The sequence below is a fragment of the Brevundimonas sp. genome (assembly GCF_044239655.1).
Lineage (GTDB): Bacteria > Pseudomonadota > Alphaproteobacteria > Caulobacterales > Caulobacteraceae > Brevundimonas.
In genome coordinates this window covers 1-16,418 of sequence record NZ_JBIIAY010000069.1, presented here as the reverse complement: position 1 = coordinate 16,418, position 16,418 = coordinate 1, and the positions used below count along the sequence as shown (strand labels likewise).

19 protein-coding genes are annotated in these 16,418 nt (G+C 67.7%); 7 read left to right on the top strand and 12 right to left on the bottom strand.

The genetic code is table 11. The features are described from left to right. Window positions 1-155 (top strand): GNAT family N-acetyltransferase (locus tag ACILQR_RS10425; RefSeq protein WP_395651361.1); only part of this gene is annotated, 155 nt, incomplete at its 5' end. A gap of 15 nt (window positions 156-170) precedes the next feature. Here ACILQR_RS10425 and ACILQR_RS10420 read toward each other — a convergent pair. The 4 genes from ACILQR_RS10420 to ACILQR_RS10405 form a co-directional block, all read right to left on the bottom strand. Continuing rightward, the gene (locus tag ACILQR_RS10420) at window positions 171-842 is read right to left on the bottom strand and encodes a hypothetical protein (protein ID WP_395651360.1); all 672 of its coding nucleotides are present in this window, start codon (window positions 840-842) and stop codon (window positions 171-173) included. 153 nt (window positions 843-995) lie between these two features. Beyond that, window positions 996-1,193, bottom strand: coding sequence for a hypothetical protein (locus ACILQR_RS10415; protein ID WP_271145304.1), 198 nt, complete (start codon window positions 1,191-1,193; stop codon window positions 996-998). Window positions 1,194-1,291: 98 nt separating this feature from the next. Continuing rightward, a complete protein-coding gene (locus ACILQR_RS10410; RefSeq protein ID WP_395651359.1) occupies window positions 1,292-1,948 on the bottom strand; it encodes a BA14K family protein in 657 nt (218 codons plus the stop codon). 56 nt (window positions 1,949-2,004) lie between these two features. Beyond that, a complete protein-coding gene (locus ACILQR_RS10405; RefSeq protein ID WP_395651358.1) occupies window positions 2,005-2,547 on the bottom strand; it encodes a hypothetical protein in 543 nt (180 codons plus the stop codon). Between the two features lie 153 nt (window positions 2,548-2,700). On the opposite strand from ACILQR_RS10405, the gene ACILQR_RS10400 reads away from it, so the two are divergent. Beyond that, window positions 2,701-3,903 (top strand): threonine ammonia-lyase, encoded by a 1,203-nt coding sequence (locus tag ACILQR_RS10400; RefSeq protein ID WP_395651357.1) that lies wholly within the window; start codon window positions 2,701-2,703, stop codon window positions 3,901-3,903. After that, window positions 3,884-4,420: an FKBP-type peptidyl-prolyl cis-trans isomerase gene (locus ACILQR_RS10395; RefSeq protein ID WP_395651356.1), complete on the top strand. Its 537-nt coding sequence runs from the start codon at window positions 3,884-3,886 to the stop codon at window positions 4,418-4,420. Before ACILQR_RS10400 ends, ACILQR_RS10395 begins: the two co-directional genes overlap by 20 nt. Window positions 4,421-4,566: 146 nt before the next feature. On the opposite strand, the gene ACILQR_RS10390 is transcribed toward ACILQR_RS10395, so the two are convergent. Both ACILQR_RS10390 and ACILQR_RS10385 read right to left on the bottom strand, forming a co-directional pair. Continuing rightward, window positions 4,567-5,418 carry an FkbM family methyltransferase gene (locus tag ACILQR_RS10390; protein WP_395651355.1) on the bottom strand — a complete coding sequence of 284 codons (852 nt, stop codon included), beginning with the start codon at window positions 5,416-5,418 and terminating at the stop codon, window positions 4,567-4,569. A 4-nt stretch (window positions 5,419-5,422) separates the two neighbouring features. Continuing rightward, window positions 5,423-6,448, bottom strand: coding sequence for a 2'-deoxycytidine 5'-triphosphate deaminase (locus ACILQR_RS10385; protein ID WP_395651354.1), 1,026 nt, complete (start codon window positions 6,446-6,448; stop codon window positions 5,423-5,425). 143 nt (window positions 6,449-6,591) lie between these two features. Here ACILQR_RS10385 and apaG point away from each other — a divergent pair, with 143 nt between their 5' ends. Continuing rightward, entirely contained in the window at window positions 6,592-6,999 is a 408-nt protein-coding gene (apaG, locus tag ACILQR_RS10380; protein WP_395651353.1) for a Co2+/Mg2+ efflux protein ApaG, read from the top strand. A 295-nt stretch (window positions 7,000-7,294) separates the two neighbouring features. On the opposite strand, the gene ACILQR_RS10375 is transcribed toward apaG, so the two are convergent. Continuing rightward, window positions 7,295-7,843 carry a GcrA family cell cycle regulator gene (locus tag ACILQR_RS10375; RefSeq protein WP_395651352.1) on the bottom strand — a complete coding sequence of 183 codons (549 nt, stop codon included), beginning with the start codon at window positions 7,841-7,843 and terminating at the stop codon, window positions 7,295-7,297. 241 nt (window positions 7,844-8,084) lie between these two features. Here ACILQR_RS10375 and ACILQR_RS10370 point away from each other — a divergent pair, with 241 nt between their 5' ends. Beyond that, the gene (locus ACILQR_RS10370) at window positions 8,085-9,341 is read left to right on the top strand and encodes a cation:proton antiporter (protein WP_395651351.1); all 1,257 of its coding nucleotides are present in this window, start codon (window positions 8,085-8,087) and stop codon (window positions 9,339-9,341) included. Between the two features lie 8 nt (window positions 9,342-9,349). On the opposite strand, the gene mazF is transcribed toward ACILQR_RS10370, so the two are convergent. The 3 genes from mazF to ACILQR_RS10355 form a co-directional block, all read right to left on the bottom strand. After that, window positions 9,350-9,685, bottom strand: coding sequence for an endoribonuclease MazF (gene mazF, locus ACILQR_RS10365; protein WP_395651350.1), 336 nt, complete (start codon window positions 9,683-9,685; stop codon window positions 9,350-9,352). After that, the gene (locus ACILQR_RS10360) at window positions 9,682-9,924 is read right to left on the bottom strand and encodes an AbrB/MazE/SpoVT family DNA-binding domain-containing protein (protein ID WP_395651349.1); all 243 of its coding nucleotides are present in this window, start codon (window positions 9,922-9,924) and stop codon (window positions 9,682-9,684) included. The genes mazF and ACILQR_RS10360 overlap by 4 nt, the downstream gene beginning before the upstream one ends. Before the next feature lie 111 nt (window positions 9,925-10,035). Further along, entirely contained in the window at window positions 10,036-10,809 is a 774-nt protein-coding gene (locus ACILQR_RS10355) for a PhoH family protein (protein ID WP_271145294.1), read from the bottom strand. A 338-nt stretch (window positions 10,810-11,147) separates the two neighbouring features. On the opposite strand from ACILQR_RS10355, the gene ACILQR_RS10350 reads away from it, so the two are divergent. Further along, window positions 11,148-11,675 (top strand): gamma carbonic anhydrase family protein, encoded by a 528-nt coding sequence (locus tag ACILQR_RS10350; RefSeq protein WP_395651348.1) that lies wholly within the window; start codon window positions 11,148-11,150, stop codon window positions 11,673-11,675. Here ACILQR_RS10350 and ACILQR_RS10345 read toward each other — a convergent pair. Beyond that, window positions 11,672-12,199, bottom strand: a complete 528-nt coding sequence (locus ACILQR_RS10345) for a PAS domain-containing protein (RefSeq protein WP_395651347.1) — start codon at window positions 12,197-12,199, stop codon at window positions 11,672-11,674. The genes ACILQR_RS10350 and ACILQR_RS10345 overlap by 4 nt on opposite strands. A gap of 162 nt (window positions 12,200-12,361) precedes the next feature. Here ACILQR_RS10345 and ACILQR_RS10340 point away from each other — a divergent pair, with 162 nt between their 5' ends. Further along, complete coding sequence (locus ACILQR_RS10340) at window positions 12,362-13,387, top strand: hypothetical protein (RefSeq protein WP_395651346.1); 1,026 nt, start codon at window positions 12,362-12,364, stop codon at window positions 13,385-13,387. A 121-nt stretch (window positions 13,388-13,508) separates the two neighbouring features. On the opposite strand, the gene ACILQR_RS10335 is transcribed toward ACILQR_RS10340, so the two are convergent. Then, window positions 13,509-16,379: a M16 family metallopeptidase gene (locus ACILQR_RS10335; protein ID WP_395651345.1), complete on the bottom strand. Its 2,871-nt coding sequence runs from the start codon at window positions 16,377-16,379 to the stop codon at window positions 13,509-13,511. Window positions 16,380-16,418: the final 39 nt, after the last annotated feature.

The window sequence follows — 16,418 nt, the reverse complement described above, 5'->3', positions numbered from 1 at the left end:
GGCGGGCGTTGATGGCCGGCCATTTCTCGGACAACCCGGCGTCTGGCCGCGTGCTGGAAAAGGCGGGGTTCCTGTACACCGGCGAGACCCGGCGTCAGTTCAGCCGCGCACGGGGCGAACCTACCGATACGCGGATGATGGTCTGGCTGGCCTGAGGTCCAGGTGGGCGGTCAGCCGACGAGGCCGGCCGCCCATCCCGCAAAGGCGAGCCAGCCCGGCGTCATCCACACCATCGGGGTCGCAATCATGACCACGGCGACGATCAGGCCGCCGATCAGGGTCGCGGGGTGGACGCGCCTGAGGGTGTAGAGGTCCCACAGGATCAGGGCGGCGACGAACAGCAGGGGCAATAGCCCCTTGAACGGCTGATCGATCGGCAGGGCCATGCGCCCGAGCGAGGGCTGGAGCATGTCGAACATCGCCAGCATCATCAGCCGCTTGTGCGTCGCCGGTGTCCTACGGAAGGCCAAGGCCGCCACGATCAGTCCGCAGAAGACGGGGATGTCGAGCAGCGGCACCGCGAGCCAAGACAGCGGCGGAATTCCGGGTGGTGCCGTGAGCGGCCGGTCGACGCCGTGCAGCGCCACCAGGATCGCCAGCGGAATCATCAATGTGACCAAGACCAGGCCTGCGACGCCTAACCGCCTGTGGACAGCGACCTTGCCGCCGGCGACCAGCCCCGCCTGAACCGCGAAGAGCAGGATCCAGAGGGAGAAGACCAGTCCATGCAGATGGACCAGCAGATTCAGCGGCTCATAAGGGTGGGCCGGGGGGAGGGTTCCCCGCAGATAGTAGCTCGGCGCGAAGCCCACGATCGTGCTGATCAGCACGATGATGGCCATGGTGGTGAAGAATATCCGGTCGCGAGGCAATCGCGGCCTGGCGGAAACGCGTGGTTCAACCGCTGCGATCATGTCCAGACCCCCGAGTAGGACCCTAGACGATCATGGTCGAACGGTGTTGTCCAGAGCGTGATGCGTCATTGCCGTGGCGGCTCAGCCGCCCGCCAGACCCGGTCCGAACAGGACGATCGCGCCGACGACACCGCCGACGATGGCGGCGGCGGCCCCCGCCACGAAGGCGATGGCAGTGCGGGTGCGTCGGCGACGCATCCCGCCGGTGCGGACGTTTCGGATATAGACCTTGGGCGTGCGGTCGAAGGCTTCGGATCCGCTGATATTATGCTGGGACATGGACGCGCTCCCCACTGAACTGAGGGTTCAGTCAGGGACGCACCGAAAGGCCAAACAAAGGCGAACGGCGCTCGATCGGTCACCTTTCCGTGGACGGATCAGCCGCAGAAGATCCGCTGGCCGCTATAGGCCGTGTAATAGCCGGTCGCCGGATCGTAGGATCGGTACTCGGCGCAGCACCAATTTATGCGCTGAGGATCGCGGCCGTACTGGGCGTAGGCTGTGTGGTTGTGCCCGTGCGGGTCGGCATAGGTCTGGCCATGGCTGTAGCCCCCCGAATAGACGACGTCGGGGCGGCCGTACTCGCCGGGATAGATCGCGGGCCCGCCATAGCTGGGGCGGCTGGTCGAATAGGAGCGTCTCGGCGTGCCGCGATATTGTCTCTGGTCCCGCCAGCGGGCGTCGCAGTCGGTGCGGCCCCGATCCCAGTAGGCGTCGCAGCGGAAGTCGCCGGGAACATCCTGCTGGCCGTTGAAGGCATAGGGTCGGCGCGGCCCTCGATCATGGCGGCGGTCGCAGGACGAACCGCAGGACCGGTCATAGGACGAGGCATGACCCTGGCCATAGCCGTAGCCCTGGCTGGAGTAGATCTGGCTGGAATAGCCGTAGGACTGCCCGGCATAGGACTGGGTCCCGTAGGACTGGCCCGCATAGCCCTGGCCCCCATAGCTCTGACTGACATGGACCTGCGCCTGGACGGTCGAGGCCGCCCCCAGGGCGAGGGCCGCGGTGGCGACGATGATACGCGAAATCATGGTGAACGCCTCAGACCAGGCGGAGCCCTTCTGGCTCCGTTAACCATGGAACAGCGTTACAGGGTGACGGTCAAGACGCGGCCGCCCCGGGTCACCACCCGGCGCATCAGGATCACCCGCTCTCCGCCGGCGCTGACCGGGGTGATGATGAACCAGCCACCGTCCGGCAGGCCTGCAAAGGTGAACCGGCCCTCGGTGCAGGTCGTGGAGCGCACGAAGGAACGATAGTCGGCGTTTGGATCGGCGACGGTGCGGGCGCGGACCACGGCTTCGGGCACCGCCGCCTGGCTGGTCGAGCCGTACAGGGTCGAAAACCGCTGGCGCGTATAGGGGGTGTCGGGCGTCAGGGCGACCGAGCCGGTGCAGGCATAGGCCGTGCCCTCGCGCTGGAAGCTGACCCGGCCCTCGATTCCGTTACGCCCGCCTGCGGTGGACCAGGCGAAGGCTTCGGTGCTGAAGGCCGTCGAGGGGGGAAGCGGCGGTGCCATCGGGCCGCTCATCGTGGTCGGGGCGCAGGCGGCACCCAGCACGGCCATGGCGGTGAGCGACAGAACGGTCAGCGGCCGGACTGCCGGCGGTGGGCGCAAACGCGTGGTCATGGTGCGGTTCCCTAAACCCGTCCGATTCTGCGTGACCGGACCTTGGGCGACATACGCCAAACGCGGGGCCCAAGGTCAAGGTTGCGAGGACCGATGACGCGCGCCACAAGTCGGGTCGGGCGAGAACGAGGCCCGGTGTCGGAGTGTGGTCCCATGAGCGTCGTCTTCGCCGATATCCAGGCCGCCCAGGGGCGGATCGCCGGCCAGGTGGACCGGACCCCCGTGCGTCACTCTCGCCGTCTGTCGCAACTGACCGGAGCCGAGGTCTGGGTGAAGTACGACAACCTGCACTTCACCGGCAGTTTTAAAGAGCGCGGCGCGCTGAACCGTCTGCTGTCCCTGACCGGGGATGAGAGGCGGCGCGGCGTGGTGGCGGCATCCGCCGGCAACCATGCCCAGGCCCTGGCCTATCACGGCGGACGGCTGGGCGTGCCTGTGACCATCGTGATGCCCGAGGGTACGCCCTTCACCAAGGTGGACGGCACCCGCAGCCACGGCGCGACCGTGGTCATCAAGGGCTCGGACTTCACCGGCTCGACCACCGAGGCGCACCGGTTCCGAGACGAGGAGGGGCTGGTCTTCATCTCGGCCTTTGACGACGAAGGCATCGTGGCGGGCCAGGGGGTCTGCGCGATCGAGTTCCTGGAGGATGCGCCCGAACTGGACGTCCTGATCATTCCGATCGGGGGCGGCGGTCTTATCGCCGGATGCGCGGTGGCGGCCAGGGCGATGAAGCCGGACATCCGCATCTTTGGCGTCGAGGCCGAGATGTATCCGTCGTTCGCGGCGCGGCGGGCGGGCGTGGACTCGAAATGCGGCGGGGCGACCATCGCCGAGGGGATCGCGGTCAAGGACGTGGGCGATATCCCCTTTGCCATCGCCAATCCCCTGGTCGAGGACGTTCTGGTCTGTGCCGAAGAGGACTTCGAAAAGGCCGTCGCCTTCTATGCGACCTATGAGAAGACGGTGGCCGAGGGGGCCGGCGCGGGGGGGCTGGCGGCCCTGTTGCGCTATCCGGACAAGTTTGCCGGCATGAAGGTCGGGCTGGTGCTTTGCGGCGGCAATATCGACGCGCGGATGCTGGCCGTGGTGCTGAATCGCGAGATGGTCCGTGAACGGAGGTTGATCGTCTATCGCATCCTGGGGGACGATCGACCGGGGATGCTGTCGGCCATGGCGGCGGTGATCGGGGGGCTGGGCGGCAACATCATCGACGTCGTCCACAACCGTCTGGCGCTCGACGTCCCGGCCAAGGGGGCCGAGTTCGACATCATGGTCGAAACACGCGATAGCGCCCATGCGGACGAGATCGGAGCCGCACTGAAGGACAAGGGTTATGCGCTTCGGATGGGTTAGAGCGGCGACGGCCGCAGCAATTCTGGCCGTGGCGGCCTGTGGTCGTGCTCCCGAGGGGGCACCCAGCGCCGATCCGGCGAAGAACGCGGAGGTCGCGGCGGCGTGGATGGCGACCAACGCCAAGACGGCAGGGGTGCAGACCCTGCCCAGTGGCCTGCAGTACAAGGTCGTGCAGTCGGGACCGGCCGGAGCGCCGACGCCGGATCGCAACGACCTCGTGATGGTGGACTATGAAGGGGCCCTGACCGACGGGACGGTGTTCGATTCCTCGTTCCAGAAGGGCGTGCCCTACGCCACCCACGTCGATGAGGTGGTGCCCGGCTGGACCGAGGCGCTCCAACGCATGAAGGCGGGCGATGAGTGGGTGCTCTATGTGCCGCCTGCGCTCGGATACGGCGATCAGGACAAGGGCGACATCCCGCCGAACTCGGTCATGGTGTTCCGGATCAAGCTTCTGAACGTCGCGCCGGTGCCCGGCGGCGCGTCCGGCGGGGCCGTCGGCGTGGCGACGGGCTGAAAACACATTTCCGCTCACCCAGCGAAAGCCGGGGCCCAGTTCTTAAGTGAGGCGCAGTGTCCGGGATGGAGGGCTGACCCCACGGTCGTCGTCCATAGCCCAAAGCACTGGGTCCCGGCTTTCGCCGGGATGAGCGGAGAAGACAGTTAGCGGCGTCGCGGATCGCGGCGGCAGGCGACGATGTCGGTGTGGTCTGCGGCCTTGAGGGCGTCGGCGGACAGGGGCGTCAGCCTGGCATCCCGCTCCATTTTCCAGAAGCGGAAGCCGTCGCCGGCCATCCGGTCGACGAAGGCGGCCGGGTCGGTGCGCGACACGATCTGGATGGGGCTCCATTCCATGCAGACGACGATGTCGGGATTGTCGCTTAGGATGCGTTCGGCGCCGGTCATGACGAAGGGCTCGGAGCCCTCGGCGTCCATGCGGATCAGGTGGACCCGGCCCTGGATCAGGTCGTCCAGTCGAGCGGCCGGGGCCTCGATGACTTCGGAATCGGCGAACGGCGGCTGGTCCAGCACCGCGACGTGGCCGCCGCCGGAGACGGTGCGCGAGGTGACGAAGGACACCGTCCCCGTCCGGTCCAGCGCCGCCTGGGCCAGGACCTGGGCGCGATTGTCCAGCCCGTTCAGCGCCAGCGACCGCTGGGCCAGGTCGGCCAGCCGGGGATTGGCCTCCAGCGCCAGCACCGAGCCGGTCGGCCCGACGGCGTCGGCCATCAGCACGGTGTAGTAGCCGAGGTTGGCCCCCACCTCGACGATGCGGTCGCCGGGCCGGATCAGGGAGAGGACCGACAGGGTGGTCCACCGCTCCCAATAGCCGCGCCGGATCAGACTGCCGCTGATGTCGCCGTCCTGCGGGTCGACATAGATCGAAAGCCCGCCCGCCAGCCGCACCCGACCCAGATCGGGGCCGAGCGGCTCGTAATGGTCGGCCGCGACCGGGGACGTCGACGGTCGGAACCGCCGGGTCAGCCGGGCGAGGGTGCGCTTCAGGCCGCCCACCCGGTCAGGCCCAGGGGCTGAAATGTTTCGACAGCTTCAGGCCCTGGCGCTGGTAGTGGCTGCCGCCCTCGCCATAGAGGCGGGTCGGCTTTTCGGTCAGGGGTTCGTAGACCAGCCGGGCGACGATCTGGCCGTGTTCCAGCAGGAAGGGGGTGTCGTGGGTGCGGACCTCCAGCACGCCCTTTGACCCCGCGCCGTGCGCCTCATCAGTGCCGAAGCCGGGGTCGAAGAAGCCGGCGTAGTGGACGCGGAACTCGCCCACGCTGGGGTCGATCGGGGTCATCTCGGCGGCCTGGAGCACCGGGATCTCGACCGCCTCGTTCGACGCCAGGATGTAGAACTCGCCGGGATCCAGCAGCAGTTCGCCGCGCCGCAGGGTCAGGGGCTCCCAGAAGTCGCGCGGGTCGTGGCCGTCGATGCGGTCCAGATCGACGACACCGGCGTGGCGACGGCCGCGGAAGCCGACGACATCGCCGCCCTGAAGATCGACGCCGACGCTGCGAGTCTCCAGCTTGGGCGGCTCGCCAGCCTTGAGGCGCAGCTGGTTCAGCCGGGTGCCGGGGCGGACCAGGATGGAGAAGGTCTGGGGCGCGATCTCGAGATACAGGGGGCCGTCATAACCCTCGGCCACGTCGTCGAAGCTGGCACCCCGGTCGGTCAACAGGCGCACGAAGACGTCGATCCGGCCGGTCGAGGATTTCGGGTTGGCGCGGGCGATCAGACCCCTGGGCAGGCTGAGCCGCTCCTGAAGCTCGGCGATATAGACGCAGCCCTTTTCCAGCACGACGCCGCCCGACAGGTCGATCGAATGCATGGAGACGTCGGCGATCCGGTCGGCGACCAGCCTCTGGCCCGGCAGGAAGGAGGCGCGGACGCGCCACGCCTTGTCGGACAGGCGCAGGTCCAGGCTGGCCGGCTGGACCTGATCGGCGTCGAAGGGTGTCTGGCTGCTGATCGCGCCCGTGGCGATCAGGGCCTCGATGGATTGGCAGGGCAGGATGCCCGGGCGGGAAAGGTCGATGGAGCTCATGTCACCAGCCAATACACGTCAACGCCGCAAAGGAAGAGGGTTGAAGCGAAGACGAGACAGCGCGACACCGGGGCACAAGAAGCGCGACGAGACGGGCCCGATGATGGCCTCAAGTAGCGCGACCGCGCGATAGGCCAAAAAGAATGCATGACACGCCCGCCTATACCGCCGAAACCCAAGGCGTCCTGGTCAAGGTCCGGCCCAGCTATCTGGCGGGCCAGTCCGATCCGGAGGCCGGGCGCTGGGTCTGGGCCTATCAGATCGAGATCGTGAACCTCGGTGCGGTGCCCGTGCAGTTGATCTCGCGCCACTGGATCATCACCGACGCCCACGGCCGGGTCGAGGAGGTGCGCGGGCCCGGCGTGGTCGGCGACCAGCCGGTGATCGCGCCGGGTGACAGCTATTCCTATGCGTCCGGCTGTCCGCTGCCGACGCCGTCAGGCTCCATGGTCGGCACCTATGCGATGACGGACGGCGCAGGCCGGGTGTTCGAGGCCGCGATCCCGGCGTTCAGCCTGGATGTGCCGGGTCAGAAGCGGGTTCTGAACTGACGACGCCTGCGCCTTCGCGCTCAAACAGCGGAGCCGCCGCGCGGGGAGCGGTAGCGCAAAATCCTGCGCTCAAGCAGCGAGCCGCCGCGCGGCGAGCGATAGCGCAAAAAAGATGCGTGGCTGGGGCTGCGTCAACCCGGATAACCGCAGCCCCGCCCCGTGTCCCGCCGACTGGGGAGCCGGTGCGGGGTGGCTTTTAGACGCTGTCGAGCGCCGATGATCTGGCGGCGGCCCTTCTGGTGAAGGGACCCTTCGCGCTCAAGCAGCGAGCGACCGCGTCGCGAGCGCTAGCGCCCTAGACATACCTGCGCAGCGAGCGGGCCAGTTCGGTGGCACCGTTCTTCTTGATCTGGGGCTGGTAGGCGACGCGGGCGTGTTCGCCGCAGTAGACGCCCTCGGAAGCGCGACGGCCGCAGAAGCTGAATTCGCGCGAGGACGGATCACCGATCGGCCATTTGCACATGTGGGCGCCCAGGGTCAGGACGGTGGCGGTGCCGGGCAGTTCGGCGACGACGGCCAGGGGCGTCGGAGCGACCGGGACGTTCGGACGCGGGGCGACCGCTTCGATGCGGCCGGCCTCGACGCGGCCGTTTTCAACACGACGGGGGGCCGTGGGCTGGACCGGCGGGGTGGTGCGGGTCTTGGCCGGGCGGAAGGTAGTGGCGGCGCGGGCCGGTTGCGACGGGGTGGCGCGGCCCGACAGACCCAGCCGATGGACCTTGCCGATAACGGCGTTGCGGGTGACGCCCCCGCCCAGCTGTTTGGCGATCTGGGAGGCGGACTGCCCCTCAAGCCAGAGCTTCTTGAGAGCGCCTACGCGGTCTTCGGTCCAGCCTGCGGTCATGGCACCCTCCGGGGTATTGGATTCAACATATGGCGCCGACATCAGCCCTAACGCCGTTTCGCCTACCACTAATCGTAAACGGAACGTTAAGAGACGCAAGATGTGCGAATCAGTCGTCCACAGACTTCTAGATGTTGAATCACCCGGTCTGGGAAGCGAGAAAGCCTTGCCGTAGGGGCTCCAGACCCCCATTTGGAGCGTTCACCTCATTGAGAGACACCCCGCCCGCACAGGAGCGCCGATGCCGCACGCCGACAGCCTGATCCTCACCCTGGTCGGAGGTTTCGTCCTCGCCTTCGTGTTCGGCATGTTGGCCAACCGGCTGAAGCTGTCGCCCCTGGTCGGCTATCTGGTGGCGGGCGTTCTCGTCGGGCCGCATACGGCGGGTTTCGTCGCCGATACCGAACTGGCACCGCAGTTGGCCGAGATCGGGGTGATCCTGCTGATGTTCGGCGTCGGCCTGCATTTCTCGCCCGCCGACCTGATGAAGGTGCGCAAGGTCGCCGTTCCGGGCGCGATCTTCCAGATCCTGGCGGCGACCGTCCTGGGGTGGGGTCTCGGCCGGCTGCTCGGCATGGGCGATCTGGAGGCGGCGCTGATGGGGTTTGCCCTCTCCGTCGCCTCGACCGTGGTTCTGTTACGGGCGCTCGAGGAGCGCAAACAGGTCAAGGGCGAGATCGGGTCCGTCGCCGTCGGCTGGCTGATCGTCGAGGATCTGGTCATCGTCATCGCCCTGGTGCTGCTGCCACTGCTGATCGTTCAGCCGGGCGAGACCCTGAGCGGGCCCGAACTGGCGAAGTCGATCGCGTGGACCCTCGGCAAGGTCGCGGTCTTCGTGGGGGCCATGCTGTTCATCGGGCCGCGGGTCCTGCCCTGGGTTCTGGTCAAGATCGCCCATACCCGGTCGCGCGAACTGTTCACCCTGGGGGTTCTGGCCATCGCGCTCGGCATCGCCTGGGTGGCCTATGCGATGTTCCACTCGTTCGCCCTGGGGGCCTTCCTGGCCGGGCTGGTGCTGAACTCCTCGCCGCTAGGGCACAATGCGGCGGAGCGGTCACTGCCGTTGCGCGACGCCTTCGCCGTGTTGTTCTTCGTCTCGGTGGGGATGCTGTTCGATCCGATGATCCTGGTCGAGAAGCCGCTGACGGTGCTGGGCATTCTGGGCATCGTCATCCTGGGCAAGGCGCTGGCGGCGCTCGCCATCACCTTCGCCTTCAAGCTGGATCGCGCGACCAGCCTGACCATCGCGGCGTCCCTGGCCCAGATTGGCGAGTTCAGCTTCATCCTGGCCGCGCTGGGCGTATCTCTGGGGGCCCTGACGTCCCAGACCCATGACCTGATCCTGGCCGCCGCCCTGCTGTCGATCTCGCTCAATCCGTTCGTCTTCAAGCTGACGGACCGACTGGGCGGGCGACCCAAGTCCGGATCGCCGGGGGCCAGGGCTCTGGCGGTCGAGACGGCGGCGGAGGCGAAGAAACCGAACCCGGCGACGGCTTGAGTGTCGGTTCAGACGCCCAGCAGGACCTTCAGCCTGGCCTGAACCTCACCGACCACTTCCGGTGAAGCCTTGCCCTTGAAGGAGGCCCGTCGAGCCCGCCAGTCCAGGCTCTTGGCATGGTCCGCCAGCACGGCGCTGGGCGGCTCTCGCGAAACGACCACCTCAAAGGGATTGCCTTTGATCCGGGAGGTCATCGGACACACGATCATCAGACTGGTCGCGGCGTTGTAGCCCGCCGATGTCAAAACCAGCCCGGGGCGATGACCCGCCTGCTCATGTCCGGCCTGAGGATCGAAACTCAGCCAGACGATGTCTCCGACATCCGGGACGTATCCCTTGGTCACCAGACTTCCTTGCCGACGGGCGGGCCCCAATCGATCTCTTCATGCAGGTTGTCGGGCGTGATTTGCGCCACCAGTTCCTCAAGCGTGTAGACGGGTTCGGTCACCGGCTCGATCACAACCCGCCCGCCTTCCTCGCGGATGTCCACGGCCTGATCGATGTAGAGGGCTGCCGCCTCCATCACCGCAGCGGGAATGCGCACCGAGGCGCTGTTGCCCCACTTCTTGACCTGCGCGCGCATGACGGCTCCTGTATCGACAATGGCGATACATAGCATGGGAAGCAGCCTCCGCAAAGCAAAGGGCGCGCCGTTGCCGGCGCGCCCCCCGATATCAGCCTTGACGAGATCGGGTCACAGCACCCCGATCATGCTCGCCACCAGCGGATGGCGGACGATGTCCTGTTCGGCCAGGCGGACGACGGCGATCTCCGGCACCGCTTCCAGCCGGTTCGCGACATCGGCCAGACCCGAGAGGGAGGGCAGCAGGTCGGTCTGGCCGGGGTCGCCGGTGACCACCATGGTCGAGTGCCAGCCCAACCGGGTCAGCAGCATCTTGAGCTGGACGTAGGTGCAGTTCTGGGCCTCGTCGATGACGATGAAGGCGTTGTTCAGGGTGCGGCCACGCATGTATCCGACCGGCGCGATCTCGATCAGACCCTCGGCCATCAGGGCGCCGACCCGTTTCATGGTCAGCCGATCCGACAAGGCGTCGTAGAGGGGCCGCAGATACGGAGCCAGCTTGTCCTCCATGGCACCGGGCAGGAAGCCGATCGATTCCCCGGCTTCTACGGCGGGGCGCGATAGGACGATGCGTCCGACCTTGCCGGCCTCAAGCGCCTCGACCGCCTTGGCGACGGCCAGATAGGTCTTGCCTGTGCCTGCGGGCCCGAGCGCCACGCACAGATTGTGGGTGTCGATCGCGTTCAGCAGCTCGGCCTGACCCTCGGACTTGGGCTTCAGCGTCTTCAGATAGCTCTGGTCCCGGTCGTCATTGGAGGGATGGGGCGACCAGGCAGAGGTCGTGTGCGGCGTCGGCAGGCGGCGGACTTTCGAATCCTCCGAGAACTGGCGCGAATCGAAGACCCCTTCACGGGTCTGGCGCTTCATGGCTGCACGCTTGGTCATGGTTGCCTCATTCCTTGGGAAGCCGGCGGGGAGAGCCGCTCGGCGCGGGGCATGAAAAAAGGCGATGCTGCAAAAGCATCGCCTCGGACGAAGACGGGTAGGATTTGGGCGACGCCGACAGGGCATCCGGGGTCGGAAGAAGGGCCAACTTCCGGCGAGATGTCTCGCCGCCGAACCGAACGCACCACGCACTCGCCCCCGCATACGACCGGACCGGGCTTGATCCGGCTTCGGATAAGGGGTCGAAAGACAGGCCCCGAATCACTTCAACACCTTGAGCCTATCGTGGTTCATGAAGTGTTAAAGGGCGCATTTCGTTCAGATATGACGGTGTCGTGATGACTGTGTATACGCTGGGTGACAAGAAGCCGAAGCTGCCACCGCAAGGCGAATACTGGATCGCGCCGAATGCCGTGGTGCTGGGGGATGTCATCCTCGAATCCGGTGCCAGTATCTGGTTCAATGCGGTGCTGCGCGGAGACACCGATACGCTGAGCGTGGGTGAGAACAGCAACATCCAGGACGGAAGCATTCTTCATGCGGACGAAGGTGTGCCGTTGCTGATCGGGCGCGACGTCACCGTGGGGCACAAGGCGATGCTGCACGGCTGCACGGTCGGCGACAACTCGCTGATCGGAATCGGGGCGGTGGTGCTGAACGGGGCAGTGATCGGGAAGAACTGCCTGATCGGGGCGAACAGTCTGATCCCCGAGGGCAAGGTGATTCCCGACGGGTCGCTGGTCATGGGCCAGCCCGGCAAGGTCGTCCGGGAACTGACGGAAGCTCAGATCGCAGGCATCACGATGAGCGCGGCCCACTATGTGCAGAACTGGAAGCGGTTCGCCGCCAACCTGCACCAACTCTAGGCGATGCGGCGGCCGTCGATGGCGGCGAGGGTCAGGGGGGCGCGGGCGACGGGGCCGACGCCGATCGACAGCCGGGCCGACAGGGTGCCGACGCCGTCGGCCTGACGATCCGCGGCGTGGGTCGGCTGATACAGGCCCAGGATGCGGTCGGCTTCGCCGGAGGCACTGCGCAGGGGAGCGATGACGATCTCGAGCGGTCCGTTCAGCCCCTCGGCCTCGGCGACCAGGACGACGGGACGGGCCTCGCGGAAGGTCTGGACGATGGCGGCCGCGACCATGGGGCGGCCGTCCTCGCGCCACAGGGTCAGCCAATCGACCACGCCCATGGACCCGCCATGGGCGCGCTCGATCCAGCCCCCGGCGAGGCGGAGCCGCGCGCCCGGATCGGTGCGGTTGGCCGTGAACAACTGCGGCATCAGGCCGACCAGCGCCATCGGATCGAAGGCGGCGCGCGCGGGAATGCGGGCGGCCTGCGGCAAGGCCAGCCAATGGTCGATCAGGGTCTGCGTGCCGGAATGGAACATGGACGGGTCCTTCGCAGACCTCGCCGCAAGGCCTGCGCCGATCGGCAACAGCGTTAAAATCGCAACGGAAACGCAAGGGTTTTGCCCGCAGATACGCTTTGGACCCGTCCGCGCGCCTTGCACGGATGGCTTTGAGTTGACTGTTTTTCGGGAGCCCAGCCCATGCGGGTGAGGATCAAGACCTGGCTGCTCGCGGCCTTCGGAGCGTTCGTCCTCGGGGCGATCGGAGGCGAAGCGGCGGCCCAGTGCACCTCGGGCTGCACGCCCGCGCCCCCGCCGTGCTGCACTGCGCCGCCGACGCCGTCGTGCTGCGAGAGCCCGCCGCCGCCGCCCAGCCCGCCGTCGCCGCCCAACAGTTGCTGCGAGATGCCGCCGCCGCCCAACTATCCGGGTGGCAACATCAACGGCAATTTCAACGTCAATGTGAACATCAACGCCAACGCCAATTCGAACTCCAACTCCAACAGCAACTCCAGCGACAACCTGATCCGCGCGCGGGGCGCCGGCGACGTCTATGTCAGCGGCGGGGGCGGGGCCTATTTCACGGTCGACCAGCCCTATCCGACGGTTATCCAGGGGCTGAACGTCGAGGGCGGCGCGGCCGCTCAGGTGATCCAGCAGGCGGTGCAACGCTCGCGCTGGGCCGCGACGCGGGTCGTGATCCAGGCCCTGTGCATCGACGACCGCAACATTCCCCACCCGGCGTCCCAGGTGCAGCCGGGTCGCGACATCGCGGCGGGCTACAACGGCGAGATCTATCGCTGCATCGCCGGATCGCGACTTCAGTACACGATCGCCCAGTTCGCCGAGCAGATCAGCTTCGACCACGGCGAGAGCGTCATGTGCCAGAAGGGCGAGAGCCTGTGGTATTCCGAAGGTGCCGCGGCGGGCAGCGCGTCCGCCTATGCGTCCCAGTATGCAGCGGCCTATGCCGCTCAATACGGCGGCCAGCCGGGACCGGGTGGACCGGTCGGGGGCGGCATCGTCGAATGCCGGCCCCAGATCAACGAGCGGGACTGCAACGAGCGCTCGCTGCTGCGTCGCTACGGCGCCGGGATCAAGATACTGACCCTGTGGCGCGAGGAGATCTATACCGAGTACGAGGAACAGGTCGTCCAGGCCTCGTCGTCGATGTCGGTGGGCTACAGCCTGACCCTGGACGGCGGCGTCGGCGGCCGGGTGTTCTGAACCCGCTCGAACGGACCCGTTCAGCCTGGCGACAGGCGGGACCCTCTAGATTGTTCAGCGTCGGTCATCGCCGATCCTGAAAGAAACTGGCCCCGGCGTGCGAACGCCGGGGCCTTTTTTCTTACTGGGCCGTCGCTTGCGCGGTGACCTGGGCGCGCCAGGCGCGGTCGGGCAGCAGATAGGCCTGGGCCGCCTTCTGGATGTCGGCGGGGGTGATGGCCTCCAGGTCCGAGATCGAGGTGCGGATGGCCGCCAGCTGGGTCGCGTCGTCCTGGACGTTCTCCAGCGCACCGAGCCAGTAGCCGTTGGTGGCCTGGCTGCGACGGATGGACTCGACGGCCGACAGGCGGGCGCGGTTCAGTTCGTCCTCGGTCACGGGCGTATCCCGCAGCGCCGTGGCGACATCATCGACGCTCTTGAAGAAGCCGGGCAGGGCATCGGGCGGGGTCTCGGCCTGGACGAAGGCGTAGCCGTAGTCCGGGAAGACGGTCGAGGCGGTCGCCGAGGCACCCGGCGAATAGGCCACGCCCTGTTTCTCGCGCAGTTCGTCGGTGACGCGCAGTTGCAGCACGCGCGCCAGCAGGCTGACGGTGCGCGACGGCTTGCGGTCGCCGATGGCGTCCAGGGTCGGCCAGGCGACATAGCCCAGGGCCTGGGCTGCGGCGCCCGTGTGATGGATCGTGACCGGCTCGGCGGTCGGGGCCGGGAAGCGAACGCGGGCGGCGGCGTCCGACGGCGTCATGGCCACGGGACGTGTCGGCAGGGCACCGAAGGTGGCGGCCGTCTGGGCGATGGCGTCCTCCGCCGTCACGTCGCCGATGACGATGACCTCGACCGGGCCGCGCGCGATCGAGTCGGTGATCACCTGACGCAGGTCACTCAGTTGCGCCGCTGCGATGTCAGCGGGGGTCGGCAGGCCGAACCGCTTGTCGCCGCTGTAGAGCATGGGCACGCCATAGCGGCCGAAGGCTCCGCCGGGGGTGGCGCTGATCTGGTCCAGCTGGGTGCCGATCTGGCCCTTGACCTGATCGAAGGGTTCGGGCCGCCAGCCGGCGTCGGTGAAATAGGCGGCCAGCAGCTGCATCTGCAACGCCAGGTCTTCGGGGCGAGTGCCGCCCGAGAACTGGAAGGCGTCGGGGTCAGCCCCGAAGCCGGCACCCACGACGTTCGACGCCGTGACGCGGTCCAGCTGGGTCTTGGTCAGCTTGCCCAGACCGCCTTCGGTGACTTCGGACCCGGCGGCCCACATCGGCACGGCGCGATCACTGGGCAGGTCCAGGGTGCCGTTGCCGGCGCGGACCGAGACCAGGATCTGGTCGTCGTCGAAGGTCGTGGGCTTGACCGTCAGCTTCACCCCGTTGGCGAAGGTGACGAAGGTGGTGCCCAGGTCGGCGACCTCGGTCCGGGCCGTGACCTGGCCGGGCGTTCCGAAATTGCCATAGGGCCATTCGACGGCGGCGGCGACGGCGGGGGCGGTGACCGCGACCTGACGCGAGGCCTCGATCGCTGCGGTGACGGCGGCCTCGCCACCCTCGATGGCGACGGGGGTGGTCACGAAGGCCAGGGGGCCGTTGCCGGCGAAGGTCTCGGCGGCGGCGGCATTGACCTCGGCCAGGGTCAGGCCGGCGACGGCGGCCTCGAACAGTTTCAGGTCTTCGGCCGGGGCGGTGAAGACCTCATCGTCATTGACGGTGTTCAGCAGGGATCCGGCAAGACCCGTCGTCTGGCGCGTCGCCGCACCGGCGACCGAGGCCGTCAGGGCTGTGCGGTATTCGGTGATCTCGCGATCCAGCTCGTCCTGACCGACGCCGTACTGGACCAGACGGCGCTGTTCCTGTTCGGCCGTCTCGATGGCGCGCTGCCAGCCGCCGGGGTTGAAGGCGACGACCAGGGTGGCGGCATCGACGGCGTTGAACAGCGACTGATAGCCCGCGCCGCCGCCCAGGAAGGGCGGGTTGGCCGAGCGAGAGATCTCGGACATCCGGCGATTCAGCACGGCCAGGGCCAGGCCGCGCACCAGGTCCTTGCGGCGCGTCGCAACCGAGTCGGGGGCCGCGTCATGGACCTTGGTCCAGTAGATCTGGGCGGTGGACTGGGTGCCCGGCTCGACATGGATGCGGGTCTCGGCCTCACGCGGCTGCAACTGGCCCAGGTCGGGGTCGGCACCGTTGGGGGCCGGGTTGGTCCAGTCGGCGAATTTCTCGCGGATCTTGGCCTCCATCGCATCGACGTCGAAGTCGCCGACCGCGATCAGGGTGGCGCGTTCGGGCCGGTAGTAGGCGCGGTAGAAGTCGACGAACCGGTCGCGCGGCGCGGTGCGGATGATGTCCAGATCGCCGATCGGCAGGCGGTCGGCCAGACGCTGACCCGGGGCCAGGAAGGGCAGCATGGCCTTGGTGGCGCGGAAGGACGGCGTATCGCGGGTCCGTTCCTCGCCGACGATGACGCCGCGTTCGCGGTCGACCGACTCCGGCGTGAACAGGAGCTCGCCGGCGACCTCGCGCAGGGCGAACAGGCTGGCGTCCACGACCTCGTCCGAGGTGTTGGGCAGGTTCAGGGTGTAGGCGGTCTGGTCAAAGGAGGTGAAGGCGTTGGTGTCGCCGCCGAACGACAGGCCGAGGCGTTCGAGATTCTTCGTCATCTCGCCTTCGGGAATGTTGGTCGAGCCGTTGAAGGCCATGTGCTCCAGGAAGTGGGCCAGACCCTTCTGGTCGTCGTTTTCCGACAGCGAGCCTGCGTCGATGCGCAGGCGAAGCGCGGCCTGACGCGGGGGGGTGGCATTCCTCATGATCGCATAGCGCATGCCGTTGGGCAGGCTGCCGAAGCGGACGGCCGGGTCGGCGGGCAGGTCGCTGGACGCCTGGGGCCAGGCGGCGGCCTGTGCGGCCGAGGCCGTGGCGGCCTGGGCCAGGACCAGGGTCGGGGCGGCGGTCGCCGACAACAGGACAGCGCCCGAGACGCAGGCAAGCAGAAGGCGGCGGGGGGACATCATGAAACGCTCCGACAAGGCGGCTGCACGGAGCGCGGGTGC